The sequence below is a fragment of the Phormidesmis sp. 146-12 genome (assembly GCF_052939495.1).
Genome location: NZ_JBJPHS010000004.1, coordinates 114,728 through 130,136 on the forward strand (window position 1 = coordinate 114,728; position 15,409 = coordinate 130,136).

At 50.4% G+C, this 15,409-nt stretch carries 15 protein-coding genes; 7 read left to right on the forward strand and 8 right to left on the reverse strand.

From position 1 onward, the window contains the following. Positions 1 to 49 precede the first annotated feature (49 nt). A complete protein-coding gene (locus ACKFKF_RS03420) occupies positions 50 to 991 on the forward strand; it encodes a DNA-methyltransferase (protein ID WP_446866390.1) in 942 nt (313 codons plus the stop codon). Positions 992 to 1,217: 226 nt separating this feature from the next. Here the strand turns inward: ACKFKF_RS03420 and ACKFKF_RS03425 are convergent, their stop codons facing one another. Then, positions 1,218 to 1,928: a uracil-DNA glycosylase gene (locus tag ACKFKF_RS03425; protein WP_446866392.1), complete on the reverse strand. Its 711-nt coding sequence runs from the start codon at positions 1,926 to 1,928 to the stop codon at positions 1,218 to 1,220. Positions 1,929 to 2,126: 198 nt separating this feature from the next. Between ACKFKF_RS03425 and ACKFKF_RS03430 the strand changes: the two genes are divergently transcribed. Both ACKFKF_RS03430 and ACKFKF_RS03435 read left to right on the forward strand, forming a co-directional pair. After that, complete coding sequence (locus ACKFKF_RS03430) at positions 2,127 to 2,855, forward strand: phosphoribosyltransferase (protein ID WP_446866393.1); 729 nt, start codon at positions 2,127 to 2,129, stop codon at positions 2,853 to 2,855. Positions 2,856 to 2,902: 47 nt separating this feature from the next. After that, complete coding sequence (locus ACKFKF_RS03435; protein WP_446866394.1) at positions 2,903 to 3,196, forward strand: hypothetical protein; 294 nt, start codon at positions 2,903 to 2,905, stop codon at positions 3,194 to 3,196. Here ACKFKF_RS03435 and hpsP read toward each other — a convergent pair. The 5 genes from hpsP to hpsL all read right to left on the reverse strand — a co-directional run bounded on the left by hpsP (position 3,187) and on the right by hpsL (position 9,496). Further along, entirely contained in the window at positions 3,187 to 4,362 is a 1,176-nt protein-coding gene (gene hpsP, locus ACKFKF_RS03440) for a hormogonium polysaccharide biosynthesis glycosyltransferase HpsP (RefSeq protein WP_446866395.1), read from the reverse strand. The two genes, ACKFKF_RS03435 and hpsP, sit on opposite strands and share 10 nt — an antisense overlap. A gap of 41 nt (positions 4,363 to 4,403) precedes the next feature. Further along, on the reverse strand, positions 4,404 to 5,285 hold the full coding sequence (locus ACKFKF_RS03445) for a hypothetical protein (protein WP_446866396.1): 882 nt from the start codon (positions 5,283 to 5,285) through the stop codon (positions 4,404 to 4,406). Between the two features lie 91 nt (positions 5,286 to 5,376). After that, positions 5,377 to 6,579, reverse strand: a complete 1,203-nt coding sequence (gene hpsO / locus ACKFKF_RS03450) for a hormogonium polysaccharide biosynthesis glycosyltransferase HpsO (RefSeq protein ID WP_446866397.1) — start codon at positions 6,577 to 6,579, stop codon at positions 5,377 to 5,379. Further along, positions 6,576 to 7,586 (reverse strand): hormogonium polysaccharide biosynthesis glycosyltransferase HpsN, encoded by a 1,011-nt coding sequence (gene hpsN, locus ACKFKF_RS03455; protein WP_446866398.1) that lies wholly within the window; start codon positions 7,584 to 7,586, stop codon positions 6,576 to 6,578. The genes hpsO and hpsN overlap by 4 nt, the downstream gene beginning before the upstream one ends. A 272-nt stretch (positions 7,587 to 7,858) precedes the next feature. Next, a complete protein-coding gene (gene hpsL, locus ACKFKF_RS03460) occupies positions 7,859 to 9,496 on the reverse strand; it encodes a hormogonium polysaccharide biosynthesis protein HpsL (protein WP_446866399.1) in 1,638 nt (545 codons plus the stop codon). Between the two features lie 393 nt (positions 9,497 to 9,889). On the opposite strand from hpsL, the gene ACKFKF_RS03465 reads away from it, so the two are divergent. The 4 genes from ACKFKF_RS03465 to ACKFKF_RS03480 all read left to right on the forward strand — a co-directional run bounded on the left by ACKFKF_RS03465 (position 9,890) and on the right by ACKFKF_RS03480 (position 13,374). Next, on the forward strand, positions 9,890 to 10,084 hold the full coding sequence (locus ACKFKF_RS03465) for a hypothetical protein (RefSeq protein ID WP_446866400.1): 195 nt from the start codon (positions 9,890 to 9,892) through the stop codon (positions 10,082 to 10,084). Between the two features lie 61 nt (positions 10,085 to 10,145). After that, positions 10,146 to 11,846 carry a glycosyltransferase family 39 protein gene (locus tag ACKFKF_RS03470; RefSeq protein ID WP_446866401.1) on the forward strand — a complete coding sequence of 567 codons (1,701 nt, stop codon included), beginning with the start codon at positions 10,146 to 10,148 and terminating at the stop codon, positions 11,844 to 11,846. Continuing rightward, the gene (locus ACKFKF_RS03475; RefSeq protein ID WP_446866402.1) at positions 11,843 to 13,075 is read left to right on the forward strand and encodes a glycosyltransferase; all 1,233 of its coding nucleotides are present in this window, start codon (positions 11,843 to 11,845) and stop codon (positions 13,073 to 13,075) included. The genes ACKFKF_RS03470 and ACKFKF_RS03475 overlap by 4 nt, the downstream gene beginning before the upstream one ends. A gap of 158 nt (positions 13,076 to 13,233) precedes the next feature. Next, entirely contained in the window at positions 13,234 to 13,374 is a 141-nt protein-coding gene (locus tag ACKFKF_RS03480) for a hypothetical protein (protein ID WP_446866403.1), read from the forward strand. A gap of 102 nt (positions 13,375 to 13,476) precedes the next feature. Here the strand turns inward: ACKFKF_RS03480 and pyrF are convergent, their stop codons facing one another. Both pyrF and tyrS read right to left on the reverse strand, forming a co-directional pair. Continuing rightward, positions 13,477 to 14,199, reverse strand: a complete 723-nt coding sequence (gene pyrF, locus ACKFKF_RS03485; protein ID WP_446866404.1) for an orotidine-5'-phosphate decarboxylase — start codon at positions 14,197 to 14,199, stop codon at positions 13,477 to 13,479. Beyond that, positions 14,199 to 15,404: a tyrosine--tRNA ligase gene (gene tyrS / locus ACKFKF_RS03490; protein WP_446866405.1), complete on the reverse strand. Its 1,206-nt coding sequence runs from the start codon at positions 15,402 to 15,404 to the stop codon at positions 14,199 to 14,201. The genes pyrF and tyrS overlap by 1 nt, the downstream gene beginning before the upstream one ends. Positions 15,405 to 15,409 lie beyond the last annotated feature (5 nt).

A 15,409-nucleotide genomic window follows, 5' to 3' on the forward strand; every position in this document is an offset into this window, starting at 1 on the left:
GGTTTAACCCAATTAACTCCATTGGGACGTTTATGGATCAAATTTTGGGATGAGTACGAGTAGCATTGCACACTTACTTAATACCGTGCAGCATTCGGAGGCACTGACATTCCTCAAAACGCTGCCAGACGAGAGCATTAACTCGATAATCACGTCGCCGCCCTATTTTGGACAACGCGATTATGGAGAAGAGGCGCAAATCGGTTTAGAAGAAACGGCGCAAGAATATATTGACGCTTTAGTTGCTGTTTTTCGGGAAGCGAACCGCGTCTTGAAGAAAGATGGCACGCTCTGGCTGAATATTGGCGATAATTATGTTGGGGCAACTAGTCAGCATCGAGAAGGCGGATCTCAAGGAAAAAGTTCTCGATACAGTCGTAAGCACATGAATGGCGTTCCAACAGCAGGGCGCACCAAGCGAAACAAAGCCTTTTACGCAATGGGGCTACCTATGAAGAGTTTAGTAGGAATGCCTTGGCGCGTAGCCTTTGCACTACAAAATGATGGATGGCTCCTCAGATGCGACATAGTGTGGCACCGCCCGTCAGCTAGCGAGAGCGTTAAAGATCGCCCAACTCACGCTCACGAGTTCATTTTCATGTTCTCCAAAAGCCAACATTACTACTATGAGCGGTCGGCTTTGCTAACTGATACGGGTGCTAATATTCAATCTGTTTGGCGTGTCACGGGTAGCCCCTTTACAGGTGCTCATTGCGCGACTTTTCCATCGGAACTCATTGAGCCTATAGTTCTAGCTTCCTGCCCAGAAGATGGCGTGATTTTTGATCCGTTTGGTGGTTCAGGAACAGTAGGAGTAGTTTGTCGAGAGCATGGACGTGATTTCTTACTATGCGATATCAGTAAGGAGAATGTTCAACTTGCTTGTAAGCGTGTGACGGAAGGAATCACAAAAAATGACAAGAGGCGGTTGCGGTCCGGTCTGCTAGAACAACAACTTTTGCCAATATTTCAAGGACTTGAACCGATGTAAGGGCAAGAATAAGTGAGGTTTCAAGCAAAGATCCTCGCCGATCTTGGACTTTTTTGCACTGATGCCAAACTAACTTTAATTTGGGTTATCGGGCAAGTTCAGCAGGACTTATGCAAACGGATGGAAAGTTGCCCTCAACTCCAATTTCTAACAGTGTTGAGGGCGAACGTATTCCAGGATGAGGAGAGGAAAGGCAAGTCCGTAAGCTTTACTCAGCACTCAGAGTTCATAATTTGGTACGAATCTCGTCCAATTTGTCTCTGACAGCTTGAATGTCTTGCCACATCAACCACTTGGGACTGCCCTGATCGCGCGACTGATTTCTCAACAGATACGCCGGGTGAAATATTGGCATGTAGAGGCGATCGTCTCGCTCCACCCACTGACCGCGCACCTTGGTAATGCCTTGCTTGATGCCGACGAGCGTTTTCATGGCCGTCGCCCCGGTCAGCAAAATGATTTTGGGGTCAACCATGCGAATCTGCTCCAACAGATAGCCTTTACAAGCCTCTGCCTCATCGGTTGCGGGTGTGCGGTTTTCGGGCGGACGACACTTGACCACATTGCAGATGAAGACATCTTCTTCAATCGTCAGCTTTACAGCCGCCAAAATTTTCTCCAACAGTTGCCCCGACTTGCCCACAAACGGCAGCCCGGTTTCATCCTCGTTTTGCCCCGGCCCTTCGCCCACGACCATGATCGGTGCTTTGGGATTGCCTCGCCCGATTACGGCATGAGTCCGATTGGCTCCGAGGTCACAGCGATGACATTGGTTACAGTGCTGGCTCATCTGCTCCATCGATTCGTAGGTGCCGATCGGAATCGGAATCTTGGCACTCGTCGGAATCAAACTCGGATCAAAATCCTTCGGCACTTTGGGGGCGGCAGGTTCTGCGCTAGGTGCAAGGTCAAATAAGCTGAATTGTTCTTCGTTCACCGTGAGTTGGCAGACAGGAGTTTAACTTATAAATTTTAGGGCGAATTGTGAGGGATGAGGGCGATCGAGAGAAAGAGTTTTGCGTTTTTAAGGTTTACCATTGTGTCGTAAGGCGAAACGCACGTCTTTATCGGTGCATCAAACTTTTAGAATTTTGCCATCATAGGGGAAAGCCAATGCCCTCGGCTGGAGGAGGCGATGTCCCTATCGCAATTGTTTTCAGGATCAAACACGCTGTTTGTCGATCGCGCTCAAGCCGGAGAAAAGCTGGCTCAAGCCGTTTTGTCAGCCGCTCAGGGTTTGGATGCCAGATTCGTCGTCTATGCGCTGCCGCGTGGCGGGTTGCCTGTTGCCGAGCCTGTGGCGCGATCGTTGAACTGCCCGCTGGATGTAATTGTCGCCAAGAAAATGACGCGCCCTGAGAATCCGGAGTTAGCGATCGGAGCCGTCACCGCCGATGGACAGGTTCTCTTACCAAAATCGCGATCGTCTGGGGAGGCTTCTCAAGAATGGGAACAAGCCCGCCAACGAGCGCAGAAAAAGGCCCAGCAGCAACTCGCTCAATTTGTCGATCGTCCCGATATCGACCCAGAAGGCGCGATCGCGCTAATTGTCGATGATGGCATCGCGACCGGAATGACGATGGCCGTTGCGGTCAAAGCTTTACGGACTCGCAATCCTGCCCAAATTTGGATCTGTGCGCCTGTGGCTCCAATTGAGTTGGTGAGCGCTTTACAGCAGGGGTGTGATCGCTTAATTGTTTTGGCAACGCCCGATCGCTTTCAGAGTGTCAGCCGTTTTTATCAAGTCTTTGCTCAAGTAGAGATGCAGGAAGCACTGGATTGTCTAAAACAGTTTTATCAGTCAAAGCTTCATCCGTCAGAGCCATCCACACTAGATACAAAACAAATGGCTGATGACCAATAATCGCAAGCAAAATTGATAGACTAATGCGGGGCGTTTGGGAGTAAAAGATGAGGCACTGGCGGCAGTTTTGGCACAATGTAAGTTTTTTGGGTCAATACAACCCACCTCAGATTGTAGAAGCGGTGATGTTGATGTTGGCAGCGCTGCTGGTGTTGATCTGGGCGAGCGAACGGGCAATGCCCTACTTGCTGTTGAGTTGGATCTATACAGTGGGAGCCTGTGCGCTGATTGTCGTGCGCGAAACGGTGATTCCTTCTGCCCACGCAAAACTCAACCGGACGATCGCAACCATCACGGTGTTTTTGGTCAGTCCGCTCTTGTTTTTGCTTTATCAGACTTGACGACTCAAAATCTGGCAGTAAGCGTGGATCATCTGGTCAGCGATCGCGCCCCAACTGTAATATTTTTCAGCGTATTCTTGAGCGCATTTGCCTCGACGCTGTTGTTCGGAGCGATCGCTTAAGGCAGTTCTCAAGGTACTCGTCAACGCTTCAATATCACAGGAAGTGACCCATCCCGCCTGAGCCTGCTGCACGTCTTGCCAAATGTGAACTTGATCAGAAATCACGACAGGCGTTGCGGCGGCCATGGATTCGGCGACGGCGATGCCAAAATTTTCGTAATAAGAAGGCAACACAAACAGATCGGCGGCTTGCAACAGCGCAGTTTTTTCGCTCCCGGAGACAAATCCGGTGAGGGTGGTACGATCGCCCAAATTTGACTGTTGAATTTGATCACGAATCGCTGCCTCAAATTCTGGATCTTGAGGATTTGCCCCCGCCAATACAAACTGAAAGTCTTGCTCTGTTGCTAATTTTTCTAAAGCAGGAATCAGCAAATCCAACCCTTTTTTGGGATCGATGCGAGACATGAAGAGTAGTAAGGGACGATCGCCTGGAATGCCAAACTTTTCCTTGATGTCGATCGGCTGATTCATCGCTGGCAACGTCACCCCTAACGGAATCACCAGATCTTGAGTCAATGTACCAAAGCGATCAGAAATCTTAGCTTCTTGATCACTGGTGAAATGAACGGCGGCCGCCCCCGCTAGATTGGGCCGTTCTAACAAGGTGGCGTAGAGGGTTTTAAGCTGACGTTTTTTCTGTAGATCAGCCGGGTCAAGCGTACCCAACGGACGCAAAATGTAAGGGAGACGCTGCGATCGAGCCACCCGCGCCGCCATCGAACTCACCGGAGAAAACAAAGCGTGAATATGGGCCAAGTCGTACTCATGGCTGTGGCTTGCCAACCAGCGCAGCAAATTTAACGAGAATTTGTACCGCCGAAATGGAGAACACCGAAAATAGTAAACCTCATAGCCGTTTTGCTCAACAGGCGTTTCGAGCGGCACATCTAAAGGAGGCTGACCGCGATCGCCATTAGAATCCGTGGTCAGAATGGTGACTTTAATTCCCTGGCTGGCCAGTGCAGTTGACAGCCCCATCACCATTTGACTGGGGCCACCGTAAATTAGAGAAATTGAAGGGACAATTTGAAGGATTCGCATGGGAATTAAAGACAAACATTCTTTTGGGGGAGTTCGCCCGACTAGCGCAATTGAGTATCCAAGCGTCTCGATGCAACTAGCTGTAAGCGACCTAAACGATAGAATTCCCCAATCTTTTGTTTCAGTTTGAGGATTACTTTTTGGGATAAAGAACGCTGAGGATATTTCAACACGTTCTGTCGCTCAAAATAGACCGCCATCTTTTTTGGATCAGACTGTCCTTTCTTGATTCTGACTCCTTCCGTTCTATCCATGAAGAAGTGAATGCCATCCATCTCTCCCCATCGGGCAGTCATTCCTGCTTTGGCCGCGGCTAGACCGATCGCATTACCTTCACCCACATACACCCCTCGTAACTCAAAGTAGTTAGCAAGTTGATCCCACCAGTCGAGAAAATCTACTTCTTTGCCAGAGTCTCTCGTAACGCAGATCAAGTACTCATAAACAAACTTTGTGTCTGGATCATCTAAGCTCAATCCCAACTCTTGAGCCGCCGCTTGAGTGACTTCAAATTCTTTGATTAGTTTTGCGTCAGCAGTTCCTGCGTAAATTTCAGCATATTGTTTGGTCATGCTGTGACAGCTTCTAGCGGTAAGTCCTGGAGTTTTAATCCAGTCCATTTCTAGCGGCAGCGGCTCTAAGATTCGCATGTCTGCATCGATAAAAATGCAGGTTTCAAAAAGGCTCAGTCCTTTAGCGATCGCAAACCTTTTATCGTGGTAACACTTCACTCCTTGCTGTTGATGATAGAAAGCTCGAACGTTTTTCTGCTGACTAAAGGCTTTGGGCTGGTCTGTTAGAACGATAAAGCAAGTTTCTGGGGCATACTTTTCAAGATCTTTGGCCAGTTCTAAAGCGAGATCTCGATAGGGCTTACTAATTGCTAAGGAGCAAAAACAAAACCGTGAATTTTGAAATACCATTGTCTCTTTTTGTAGGGGGGACTACTCGAATCTAAAATTGACATTGATTTCACCCTGATGGTTGTTTGACTGTTAGCTGACGGTTGAATCGTTAGTGATGCTGAGGATTGAGTTGTCGGTAGAAGCTTAAAAGTTCTTTGGCGAGAGCGTGGTTGGTGTAGTGGGCGATCGCTCGTTCATATCCGCGTTGTCCGAGTGCTTGGGCGCGATCGGGCTGATCCATCAGTTGCGATAGGCGATCGCTCAACTCGTCTACATCACCCTCCGGAAAGACCAAGCCAGCCTGACCAATCACATTAGGGATTTCACCAGAGTCAGAGCCAATTACGGGAATCTGACAAGCCATCGCCTCGATCAAGACATGCCCAAATTGCTCTTTCCAGCCCGCCGAGGTCAGCGTTTTAAACTGATAGGTGGTTTCAGACGGCAAGACCAGCGTGTTCATCAAGTTGATGTAGCGATACACGTCGGCATGGGGCACGCTCTCAACCCAGATTAAGCGATCGCTCAGTCCCAACTCTGTAGCCTGTTGGAGCAGCGTCTCTTTGAGCGGCCCGCGTCCCAAGAGCAGCCATTTCCAGGGGCGATCGCTTCGAGTTACCCGCAAGGGGTCGCTCAATTTTGCGAGAGACTTGGCCAGGGTCAACAATCCTTTTTCTTGGACAAAGCGCCCCACAAATCCGACGACAAAATCTTGGGGAGAAATTCCCAGTTGGGCGGCGAGGTTGGGTTGAGGTTGGGGGCGAAACAGGCTGTCGTCTACTCCCAATTGCGGCATGATTTTCATCGGGCCTGCGTAGGCGCGATCGCACAAAATTTTCTCACCGTCCACGTTTCCGACCACAATGCCGTCGGTGTGTCGCAAGTTGTAAGCTTCTAGCAGCGAGACAGGAAACTTCAAACTGTAGGGCAGATTCCACCAGGTAAAAAATACGTTCTTGGCCTTGAGTCCCAGCAATCGATTTAGCGTGATCATCTGGGCATACGCCAGCGATTTGGCACCCTGCTCAACTTGAATGATGTCGGGTCGAAACGATCGCATCAAAGCAATCAAATCCGCGCCAAAGGTGAGCATTCCCTGATTGTTTTGGCTGAAATTGGAGACAGGCACGACTCGAAAGGAACCTGCTTGCCGAGGTTGGGTTTCGACGACCTCTTTCATCACGCCGCCCGGTTTCCAGCGTTTGGGCACGACGATCGTCACCTCGATTTCTGGCTCCAAGTTGGCGAGAACTCGCAGCTTTTCACAGTTCAAATCCACAATATAGGAATGGCTGGCAACGAGAATCTTCATAGCGTAGCCCCCGCTTCATGAGTTAAAACTGGCGAAGTTTCTTGGGACTTGCGGCTATAGATTTGACCGTCATCCCAAAGCGATCGCACCACCGTTTTGAGCGCTTGCAAAAATCCCAAACTGTAGAATCCAAATCGCGTGATGATCTTGATCGGCGAACCGCTTTTGTGACAGGGCGGACGACCCAACACATGACAGTCAAATAGTCGCAAAAAGAAGCGCGAAGCCTGCCAAAAGGTGAGGTTTTTGAACCCCATCAAAAAGTGATTGTGATAAAAAGTGAGTTGATATTTGAGCGATCGCGTGGTGATATCGTGACAGCCGCCCGTCTCCTCACCCAAATGGATCAGATGCGCGTCGGGGTCGTACCAGATCATCAGTCCCGTTTTGCGAATTCGCAGACAAAAGTCAGATTCTTCGCGCACCGCACTGCCCTGAAATCGCTCGTCAAACAGAATGCCATGTTTCTCAAAGATTTCTCTGCGAAACGACATATTGCAACCTCTGGCACTGAGTACCCGTTGAGGCTTGACCGTATGCACCAAATTGATGTGATACCAGGCGATTCCAGCGTCCATCGCTTCAGGTGGCAGGTCTTGGATTTCTAGCCCTTCTTGGAAGTCGGCCAGCTTCATACGATCGAAGACTCGACCCGCTACGGCTCCAATGTCTGGATTGTCATAGTTTTTGGCGTGGGCTGCTAAAAATCCAGGCTCCAGCAGTACGTCATCATCCAAAAACAGCAGAATGTCACCGTTTGCCCGCTTGACCGCATAGTTTCGCGCACCCGGCAGACTGGCCCAATCAACTTTAAAGAGACGAATTTTGCCCTCGCTGGCCAATCCATTTAGAAATGCCTGAGTTTCGGGCTGATGGTTTTGGGTTTGGTCAACGACGATCGTTTCAAAGTGAGGATAGTCTTGCTTTAAAACGTCGAGCAGCGTCGTTTGCAACGGTTCCTCGCGGCCGTAGGTAGGAATGATGACAGAGATGAAGGGGAGGGACATGGGAGGGATGAGGGATGAGGGATGAGGGATGAGGGATGAAACTAGTGGTTAACGTCAGTTCGATGAACGCTTCGCTTCGCTTTTAGATCCAGGAACGCCCCCTAGATCCCCCACAAGTGAGGGACTTTGAACCAGAATTCCTCTCTGAAAGTCCCCTAAAATTGGGGGGTTGGGGGCAGAAGCCGTGAACAACGAAGCGAAAAAACTCTCATCGAATTCACGTAGTGGTTAGAGTTCCCGGCGATCGGGGAAAGTGTTGAGAAACTATAAAATTAGGCGGTTTTGAGGTTTTTGGGACGAGACTTTTTGGATTTTTTGGAGGCGACCCCTTGCGGGTATCTCGAAGAGATCGAGGTGGGTTCTTGTTGATCAAGTTCAGGAAGTTTCAAGACAATTCCGGCAAAGAACCAGTAGTAGACAGCAACCGGATCGACATCCAACGGGTAGTAGTAGGTGTTGTAGCTGATGAAGAGAACGAACGTCCAAAAGGCAGCGCCGTAACCTCGTAAACTGCGATCGCGAATCGAGCGGTAGGCTTTGAAGGTGGCGATCGTCAGCGTCGTGACAACCGTTAGAAATAGAATCACCCCGATCGGCCCGATTTCAAATAGCAGCTTGGGATAGTACGTTTCGATTAGTGTCGTGTCTCCAAAGGTGCGGGCAGAATTGGTGGCACGTCCGACTCCTTTGCCCAAAAAGCCTGGGCCATCGTTCACAAAGCCAAACTGCGACGCGATAAAGTCGGTGGGTGGGGCGGCGTTCCAACGGCTGACAGCGCTATCTAGTCGTTCTTGCACCAAAGCCGGGTTTGAGGCCATCACAAAGCTGAGAATCAACGCTAAACCGACCCCGATCGGAATAAATCGCTTTAAGTTGGCGACTTGTCCCGTTGTGATTAGCAAGATGATCGTGACGATCGGCACCAAAATCAGCGCAATTCTCTGGCCCGACACAACAGACATCATGAGCGTCCCAGCCATCGCCGTTAGCCCTGCCCCTCGCCACAAAAAAGACGGGTCCATAAAAGCGACCGCAAAGCTAAAAAAGGCGCTAGAGATGAGAAACCAGCCCCATTGCCAGGGTGCGACAAACGTTCCGGGGAGGCGAATCACCCCCTGCTCAGGACTGTAGAGCAGCGAACCTCCGACAAAACAGCGTGCTTCTAGAGAAGCCTTAAACAGAGCCGCCCCTTCGCCGACCGTGCCCTGGCAGCGACCCGTTTGGAGGAACATGTACTGCACAAAAGCCAGTCCGCAGCAGATGATCACCAGAGCTACCATGATTCGCGTTAGCAGATACAGGTCTTGCTTTTTTCGCATCATGTAATAGGCGCAGGGAATCAACGGCACATAGCCCAACAGCACTTTGAGTCCCAGCAGTCCCATAAAAAATGGTTTGTCGCCTCCCGTGTTTCCAGAAAGCTGCTGCGAACCGTTGACAAACAGCAACACCAGAATGCAATACGCCAGCAGCAAACTCAACGGAGTCCCCAGAGATTTGGGAATGACGATCGGCTGCTTGTGTCGTTTGCAATGTTGAATGATCGCAATCAACGCTGGGATAAAAAACGCATCTTTAGCTAATTGAAATAAGGGACTGTTGCCCCCGATCGTGTAGGTGATCGTTCCGCTAAACGGCATGTAGATCAAAAAGCCATAAAGCGCTTGCCACGGATACTTAAAAGACAGCATCAAACAGAAGATCCCCGCCCCACCGCCAATCGCGCCTTTTGGCCCACCGACGATCGCCATTAATAAACCTGCCACGATCGAGATCCCAGTTGTCATCGCGACAAAGTTGATCACTTCCTTGCGAGCCTGAGCAGCTTTGCGTTTTTGGGCGAGGCGTTCTTTGAGGCTCAAGACGGGAGCATCGTCGGTTTGAGAAGCTTTGCGTTTGGGCTTGGGCATAGGGTAGAAATCACGCAGGGCAAAAAGACAGAGGGGTAGATCGTTCCTTTAATCAAATAGCAAGCGACCCCTTGCGGGTAACTCGAAGAGATCGGCTTCTTCAAACTCCAACGCGCTGAGGTCATAGAAATCCGGTCACTTCTCAAAATTAAGCATCCCAATCGTAACTCAGAGAGTCTGTCGAGTTGGCTGCCGGAAAACTTGCAGAATTTACCTCGTTTTTATAGGTTGATAAACCTTTTGCCAGTACCTTTACGGATTTTTCTGCTCAAGTTTCCTACCAATAGAAGTTTGAAAGGCATCAACCAAGTTGCTAAGTCAGTGTTTCCCCTTGGGCATCCGGAATTTACTGAGATGAATGGGCAATAAATAAGTAACACGGGACGCAAGCCGATGACGTTTTGCCGCATACAGCGTGTTTTGCAACCCCGATCGCTCAAATTCCCTTCAAAAACCCAGACTCCAAGAGAGCGAATAATCGCAACACCAGGACACCTCCGCAAATCTCCCAACCATGCAGAGGCTCCACGGTTGTCAGAAATCGCTGCGTCCGATCGCTCGATCGAGGGGTTGACACGACAGCACTAGATTCTGCACAGGGGAATGGTCTACTTCTGCTTAAATTGCGCTACCCCAAAGGCTTGATGCTATGGCACCTGGACTCGATTCGCTGCTCCGTCCCCAAAAAGCACCGCTCACTCCTCTACAGACTCAACGCATAGAGTTTGTTTTAGGACTTGCCCTGGCGATCGGAATTCTCCTTAGACTACTCAATCTCAGCACACGAGAATTTTGGTATGACGAAGTTCTTTCACTGCTGCTCATCACCGGGCAAAAGATCCAATACGCAACGCCCCCAGATGTAGCAGTGCCGCTGAGTCAGTATACGGCTCTCTTGAGTTTACCTTCAGAATCGAGTCTGGGCGCGATCGCCAAAACCCTACAAGGACTGCTTCGAGGCCTATACGCAGGAGAACCTCATCCGCCGTTATTTTTTTTAGTCCAACACGGATGGCTGCGGCTGTTTGGCAATGGGGAAGGGGCGATGCGGAGTTTGCCGGCCCTATGGAGCGTGGGCGCGATCGTGGCCGCTTTTGGATTGGGGCGCACTTTACTGGGCCGACGCGGCGGACTGTTGTTTGCAGCTCTTCTGGCAACTAACCCCTTCTATCTTTTTCACTCGTTAAATGTGCGAATGTACACGCCACTAGCACTCTGGGTCATTTTGAGTACCTGGGCGCTTTTGAAACTGATACCCCAAAAAGGTCAGGAAAAACAGCTAAACAATCGTCGCTGGCAAATGATTTTGATTGGCTCGATCGCCGCTGGACTGATGACTTTTTACCTGTTTGCCTATTGGGTGATTGCGCTGGCAGGGCTGGTCTTACTCGTCGATCGTCGGCACTGGTGGCAGCAGGGTTTGCGGCTAGGAATGGGCGTTTTGCTTACGGTGCCCTGGGCCCTCTGGGGAACGCTCAAACAGTTGAGGAGCGCAGATTTTGATCGGTTTAGCACCCTCAAAGCAGCCGGAAACCCTCTGTTGCTCCATGTTCAGGATGTCTTGCAGACTCTAGGCATTCACCTATTCACCGGAGATTGGGCCACAGCGCTACCGTTGGGTACCGTTCAGACGATCGGGCTGGTTGGGCTGCTGATTTTAGTCTCGATCTGCATAAGCCTCTGGAAAGCGGACGATCGGCGCGTCTTGAAGGTGGCTGCTGTGATGGGAATGGGGCCGCTCTTACTGGCGCTTGGAGTAGACATCGCCGCTGGCAAGTTTACGCTTGGCTTTGGCTGGGGAAGGGCTTTGCTGTGCATTTTACCGGGGTGTCTGCTGCTAATAGCGTTGGGAATCGAGCGCAGTGGGCGGTGGCGAAACTGGCTCTCAACGGGTATCCTCCTGGTGTATTTGACGATCGATATCAGTGATCTCAGTGGGCGACCTCGGCAGGTTTTTCACCAGATTGCCGACCTTCTAAAACAAGATCCCACCGTCCCGACTCTGGTTGTCCTCAACTCTCAAGCCTGGGGACATGTCAACCGTTTAGCGTATTATGTCCCTGATCACCTTTCGGTTTCTCTGCTGGCTCAACCCTCAGCAACGCTTGCGACTGCTCTAGAAAAAACGCTGACTCTAAATGATTCTCCTTATCAACGAGTTCTCTGGTTAGAAAGCGGACGGCCGCTCTGGTCTCCACCCACGACGGATACAGAGCGGCAGCAAGTTGAGAAAATTTTGAGCGATCGATTTCAATTCATCCAGTCCAGCGACCTCTCCGGCACCATGAATTTAGATCGGTTTAGCCTTAAATTGTACAAGCGTGCTTCCTCTCCCCTCTTGAACCCATGACTTTAAATGTGTCTCGATCGCTGCTGCCTACTCCTACCGGATCGCTAGAAATCCCTGCTTTACCAGAAGTTGCTCAAACAGCCAGTCCCATTTTTTTCTCACTGGTCGTTCCGACGTACAACGAGGGTAGAAACATTCAGCGCATTGTGAGCATTTTGACGGGCTTGCTCGATCAGGCTTTTCCCCAGGATTATGAGTTGATTGTGGTGGATGATGACAGCCCCGATCGCACCTGGGAAGTCGCCCAACAAATGCTGCCAGACTATCCCCAACTGCGTGTGATGCGTCGCCAAACCGAACGCGGACTCTCAACGGCCGTCATCCGAGGCTGGCAAGCCTCAACAGGACAAATCCTAGGCGTGATCGATGGAGATTTGCAGCATCCGCCCGAAGTGTTGCCTCAGCTTTTACAAAAGATTGCTCAAGGGGCGGATTTGGCCGTTGCGAGTCGTCATGTAGAAGGCGGCGGAACGAGCGATTGGGGGCTGATACGGCGGGTGTTGTCACGAGGTGCGCAACTGGTCGGACTGGTGATTTTGCCCAATGTGGTCGGGCGAGTGTCTGACCCCATGAGTGGCTATTTTATGGTGCGGCGATCGGCGATCGCTCACTACGTGATGAATCCGCTCGGCTATAAGATTTTGCTAGAAGTTTTGGGACGGGGGCAGGTGCGAGAGGTCGCAGAGGTCGGCTATGTGTTTCAAGAGCGCAAAGAAGGTGAAAGTAAGGTCACTTGGCGGCAGTATGTTGAATATTTGGGACATTTGCTAAAGCTGCGATCGAAAGGCCGGATTAGTCAGTTTACGGCAAAGTTTCCCGTCGATCGCTTTCTGCGGTTTGGACTGGTCGGGTTTAGTGGCGTTTTTGTCGATCTGGCGGCCTTTTACCTGCTGCGGGTGCAGTTTGGGTTACCGATCGCTCGCAGTACGATACTGTCGGCCGAAGTGGCTGTGATTAATAATTTTTTGTGGAATGATTTATGGACGTTTGGGGATATTTCTCAAAAACAACCAGGCACCTCTCAACGGTTAAAGCGGTTTTTGAAGTTTAATCTGGTCTGTCTTGCGGGGATCATTCTACAAGCGCTGCTGGTGAGTCTGCTGCATGATGCCTTCGGAGTGAATGAATTTGGGGCTAAACTATTGGCGATCGTCCTCGTCACCTTCTGGAATTTTTGGATCAATCTCAAATTAAGCTGGCGCGTGACCGACGTGAGAAACGGCAAGTAGGAAGACAAGCGTTTAATCGGACTCACGGGTGCTTTTTGTTACCTATATAGAAAATTCTCCTACCTGTTCCCTGGATAGCGGAGGCTGTACTATTTTCTCTAAGCATAAAATTGAGCGCTTCGAGGAATAGAGTCATGTTTCAAAACCTTTGGTACTGAGTGACAGGCAGACCAGACAAACGAAATCTTTTGGCAGAAAAGCGCAAAGCTGCACAGCCGATGGGCATCAGAACTCAATCGATCGCCGAGCTTCTCAACGAGTGGGAAGAACAACTCGACCAAACCGACGCTCGATCATAACCAGTCTGGTTCAAAGTCCTCCAATTTTGGGGATTTAGGGGGCGAAAAGATGGACACCTCCCACAGATTTATCCCTTCAATCAGCAACGCCCCAGTCTCTTCTCATTCTGAACGGCCCACCTCTTCACAGATCCGCTCAAATGCGCCTGCTGGATCGTCAGATGCCGTAATGGGGCGACCGATCACGAGATAGTTGGCTCCCGCTTGAAAGGCCGCGATCGGGGTCATCACTCGTTTTTGATCGCCTGTCTCAGCCCAAGTGGGTCGCACTCCCGGACACACCAACAAAAACTCATCGCCGCAGGTTTGTCTGAGTTGCGCCACCTCTTGAGGCGAGCAAACTGCCCCCGCTAACCCGCTTTCTTGAGCTAACAACGCCATCTCCAAAGCATATTCTGGCAACTCTAGCGGAACTTTTAGCTCAAAGGCCAGCGTGCGAGAAGAAATGCTGGTCAGCAGCGAAATGGCAATCAATTTGGGAGCAGGTAAACCCACACGATCGGCGCTCATCTGCATGGCGGTTTGGGCTTGGGTTAACCCGGCTTTGCCACAGGTTGCATGAATGGTCAGCAAATCGACCCCAAATCGGGCAGCGGCGGCCGTAGCGCCTGCGATCGTATTGGGAATATCGTGAAACTTTAAATCCAAAAAGATCCGCTTCTGACGATTTTTTAACTCAGTCAGAATATCAGAACCACTACTGACAAACAGTTCTAGCCCTACCTTCCAAAATGTGACTTGGGGCAGCTTTTCAACGAGTGCGATCGCGTCCTCTAAAGAAGGCACATCGAGCGGCACAATGATGCGATCGGAAATCAAAGCCATTAGGAGACAAAACGCACAAATTTATTCTTACCAACCTGAAGAACTTTATCGATCAAGTCGTCAGGAGACTCAACCATACGATCGGCTTCCCCCACTTTTTCACCGTCTAGTTTTACGGCTCCTCCTTGAATCTGGCGACGCGCATCAGAACTGGTTTTGCACAATCCGGTGATGCTTAATAGATAGAACAACTTTACTGGAAACTGAACCGACGCTAACGAAAATTCGGGAACGGCAGCGATCGTCGTTTTGCCACCCTGAATCAAACTCATCGCAGCTTGTTGAGCTTCTAACGCAGCGTCTTTGCCGTGATATTGACTGACCACCTCTAGCGCAAGCAGTTTTTGGCGATCGCGCGGATTTTCGGGCAGCTTGTCTAACGGCAGGTCAGTGAGCAACTCAAAGTAACTGTTGATAATCGAATCGGGAATTTTTTCTAGCTTAGAATACATACCCAGTGCGTCTTCTGAGAGTCCGATGTAGTTGCCGATCGACTTCGACATTTTTTGAGCGCCATCCGTCCCCAACAAGATCGGCATCAGCAAGCCAAACTGCGGAGTCTGCCCAAAATGACGCTGCAAATCGCGACCCACCGCCAAATTGAACTTTTGATCAGTACCACCCAACTCCACATCGGCATTCAGCGCGACCGAATCGTACCCCTGCATCAACGGGTAAAGAAATTCATGCAAATAAATCGCCGTCCCCTGCTTATGGCGCTCCGCAAAGCCTTCTTTAGCCAACATTTGCCCGACCGTCATCGTCGCCAACAGTTCCAGCGTTTTGGGGAGGTCAAGCTGTGACAGCCACTCAGAGTTGTAACGGATCTCTAATCGGCCAGGCGTGTCAAAATCGAGAATCGGCCGCACCTGATTTAGGTATGTCTCTGCATTGGCAGCCACTTCCTCAGCCGTAAGTTGTCGCCGCACCTCTGATTTGCCCGTCGGATCACCAATGCGCGCCGTAAAGTCACCAATTACCACGATCGCCGTGTGCCCAGCGTCCTGAAAGGCCCGTAATTTTCGGAATACAATACTATGACCCAAATGAATGTCAGTGCCCGTCGGGTCAATGCCAAACTTCACGCGAAGGGGACGATCTCTTTTAGCGATACGCTGTACCAAATTTTCGTCAGGGCTACTTGAGTTGGGCTGGTCAGGGAAAATTTCATAAGTGCCCCGACTGAGCCAGCTAAGATTCGACATACATT

What these genes read in the sequence shown, in the direction of transcription:
- ACKFKF_RS03420 (WP_446866390.1), top strand. Translation starts at nt 50, where the DNA reads ATGAGTACGAGTAGCATTGCACACTTACTTAATACCGTGCAGCATTCG.
- ACKFKF_RS03430 (WP_446866393.1), top strand. Translation starts at nt 2,127, where the DNA reads ATGTCCCTATCGCAATTGTTTTCAGGATCAAACACGCTGTTTGTCGAT.
- ACKFKF_RS03435 (WP_446866394.1), top strand. Translation starts at nt 2,903, where the DNA reads ATGAGGCACTGGCGGCAGTTTTGGCACAATGTAAGTTTTTTGGGTCAA.
- hpsP (WP_446866395.1), bottom strand. Translation starts at nt 4,362, where the DNA reads ATGCGAATCCTTCAAATTGTCCCTTCAATTTCTCTAATTTACGGTGGC.
- ACKFKF_RS03445 (WP_446866396.1), bottom strand. Translation starts at nt 5,285, where the DNA reads ATGGTATTTCAAAATTCACGGTTTTGTTTTTGCTCCTTAGCAATTAGT.
- hpsO (WP_446866397.1), bottom strand. Translation starts at nt 6,579, where the DNA reads ATGAAGATTCTCGTTGCCAGCCATTCCTATATTGTGGATTTGAACTGT.
- hpsN (WP_446866398.1), bottom strand. Translation starts at nt 7,586, where the DNA reads ATGTCCCTCCCCTTCATCTCTGTCATCATTCCTACCTACGGCCGCGAG.
- hpsL (WP_446866399.1), bottom strand. Translation starts at nt 9,496, where the DNA reads ATGCCCAAGCCCAAACGCAAAGCTTCTCAAACCGACGATGCTCCCGTC.
- ACKFKF_RS03465 (WP_446866400.1), top strand. Translation starts at nt 9,890, where the DNA reads ATGACGTTTTGCCGCATACAGCGTGTTTTGCAACCCCGATCGCTCAAA.
- ACKFKF_RS03470 (WP_446866401.1), top strand. Translation starts at nt 10,146, where the DNA reads ATGGCACCTGGACTCGATTCGCTGCTCCGTCCCCAAAAAGCACCGCTC.
- ACKFKF_RS03475 (WP_446866402.1), top strand. Translation starts at nt 11,843, where the DNA reads ATGACTTTAAATGTGTCTCGATCGCTGCTGCCTACTCCTACCGGATCG.
- pyrF (WP_446866404.1), bottom strand. Translation starts at nt 14,199, where the DNA reads ATGGCTTTGATTTCCGATCGCATCATTGTGCCGCTCGATGTGCCTTCT.
- tyrS (WP_446866405.1), bottom strand. Translation starts at nt 15,404, where the DNA reads ATGTCGAATCTTAGCTGGCTCAGTCGGGGCACTTATGAAATTTTCCCT.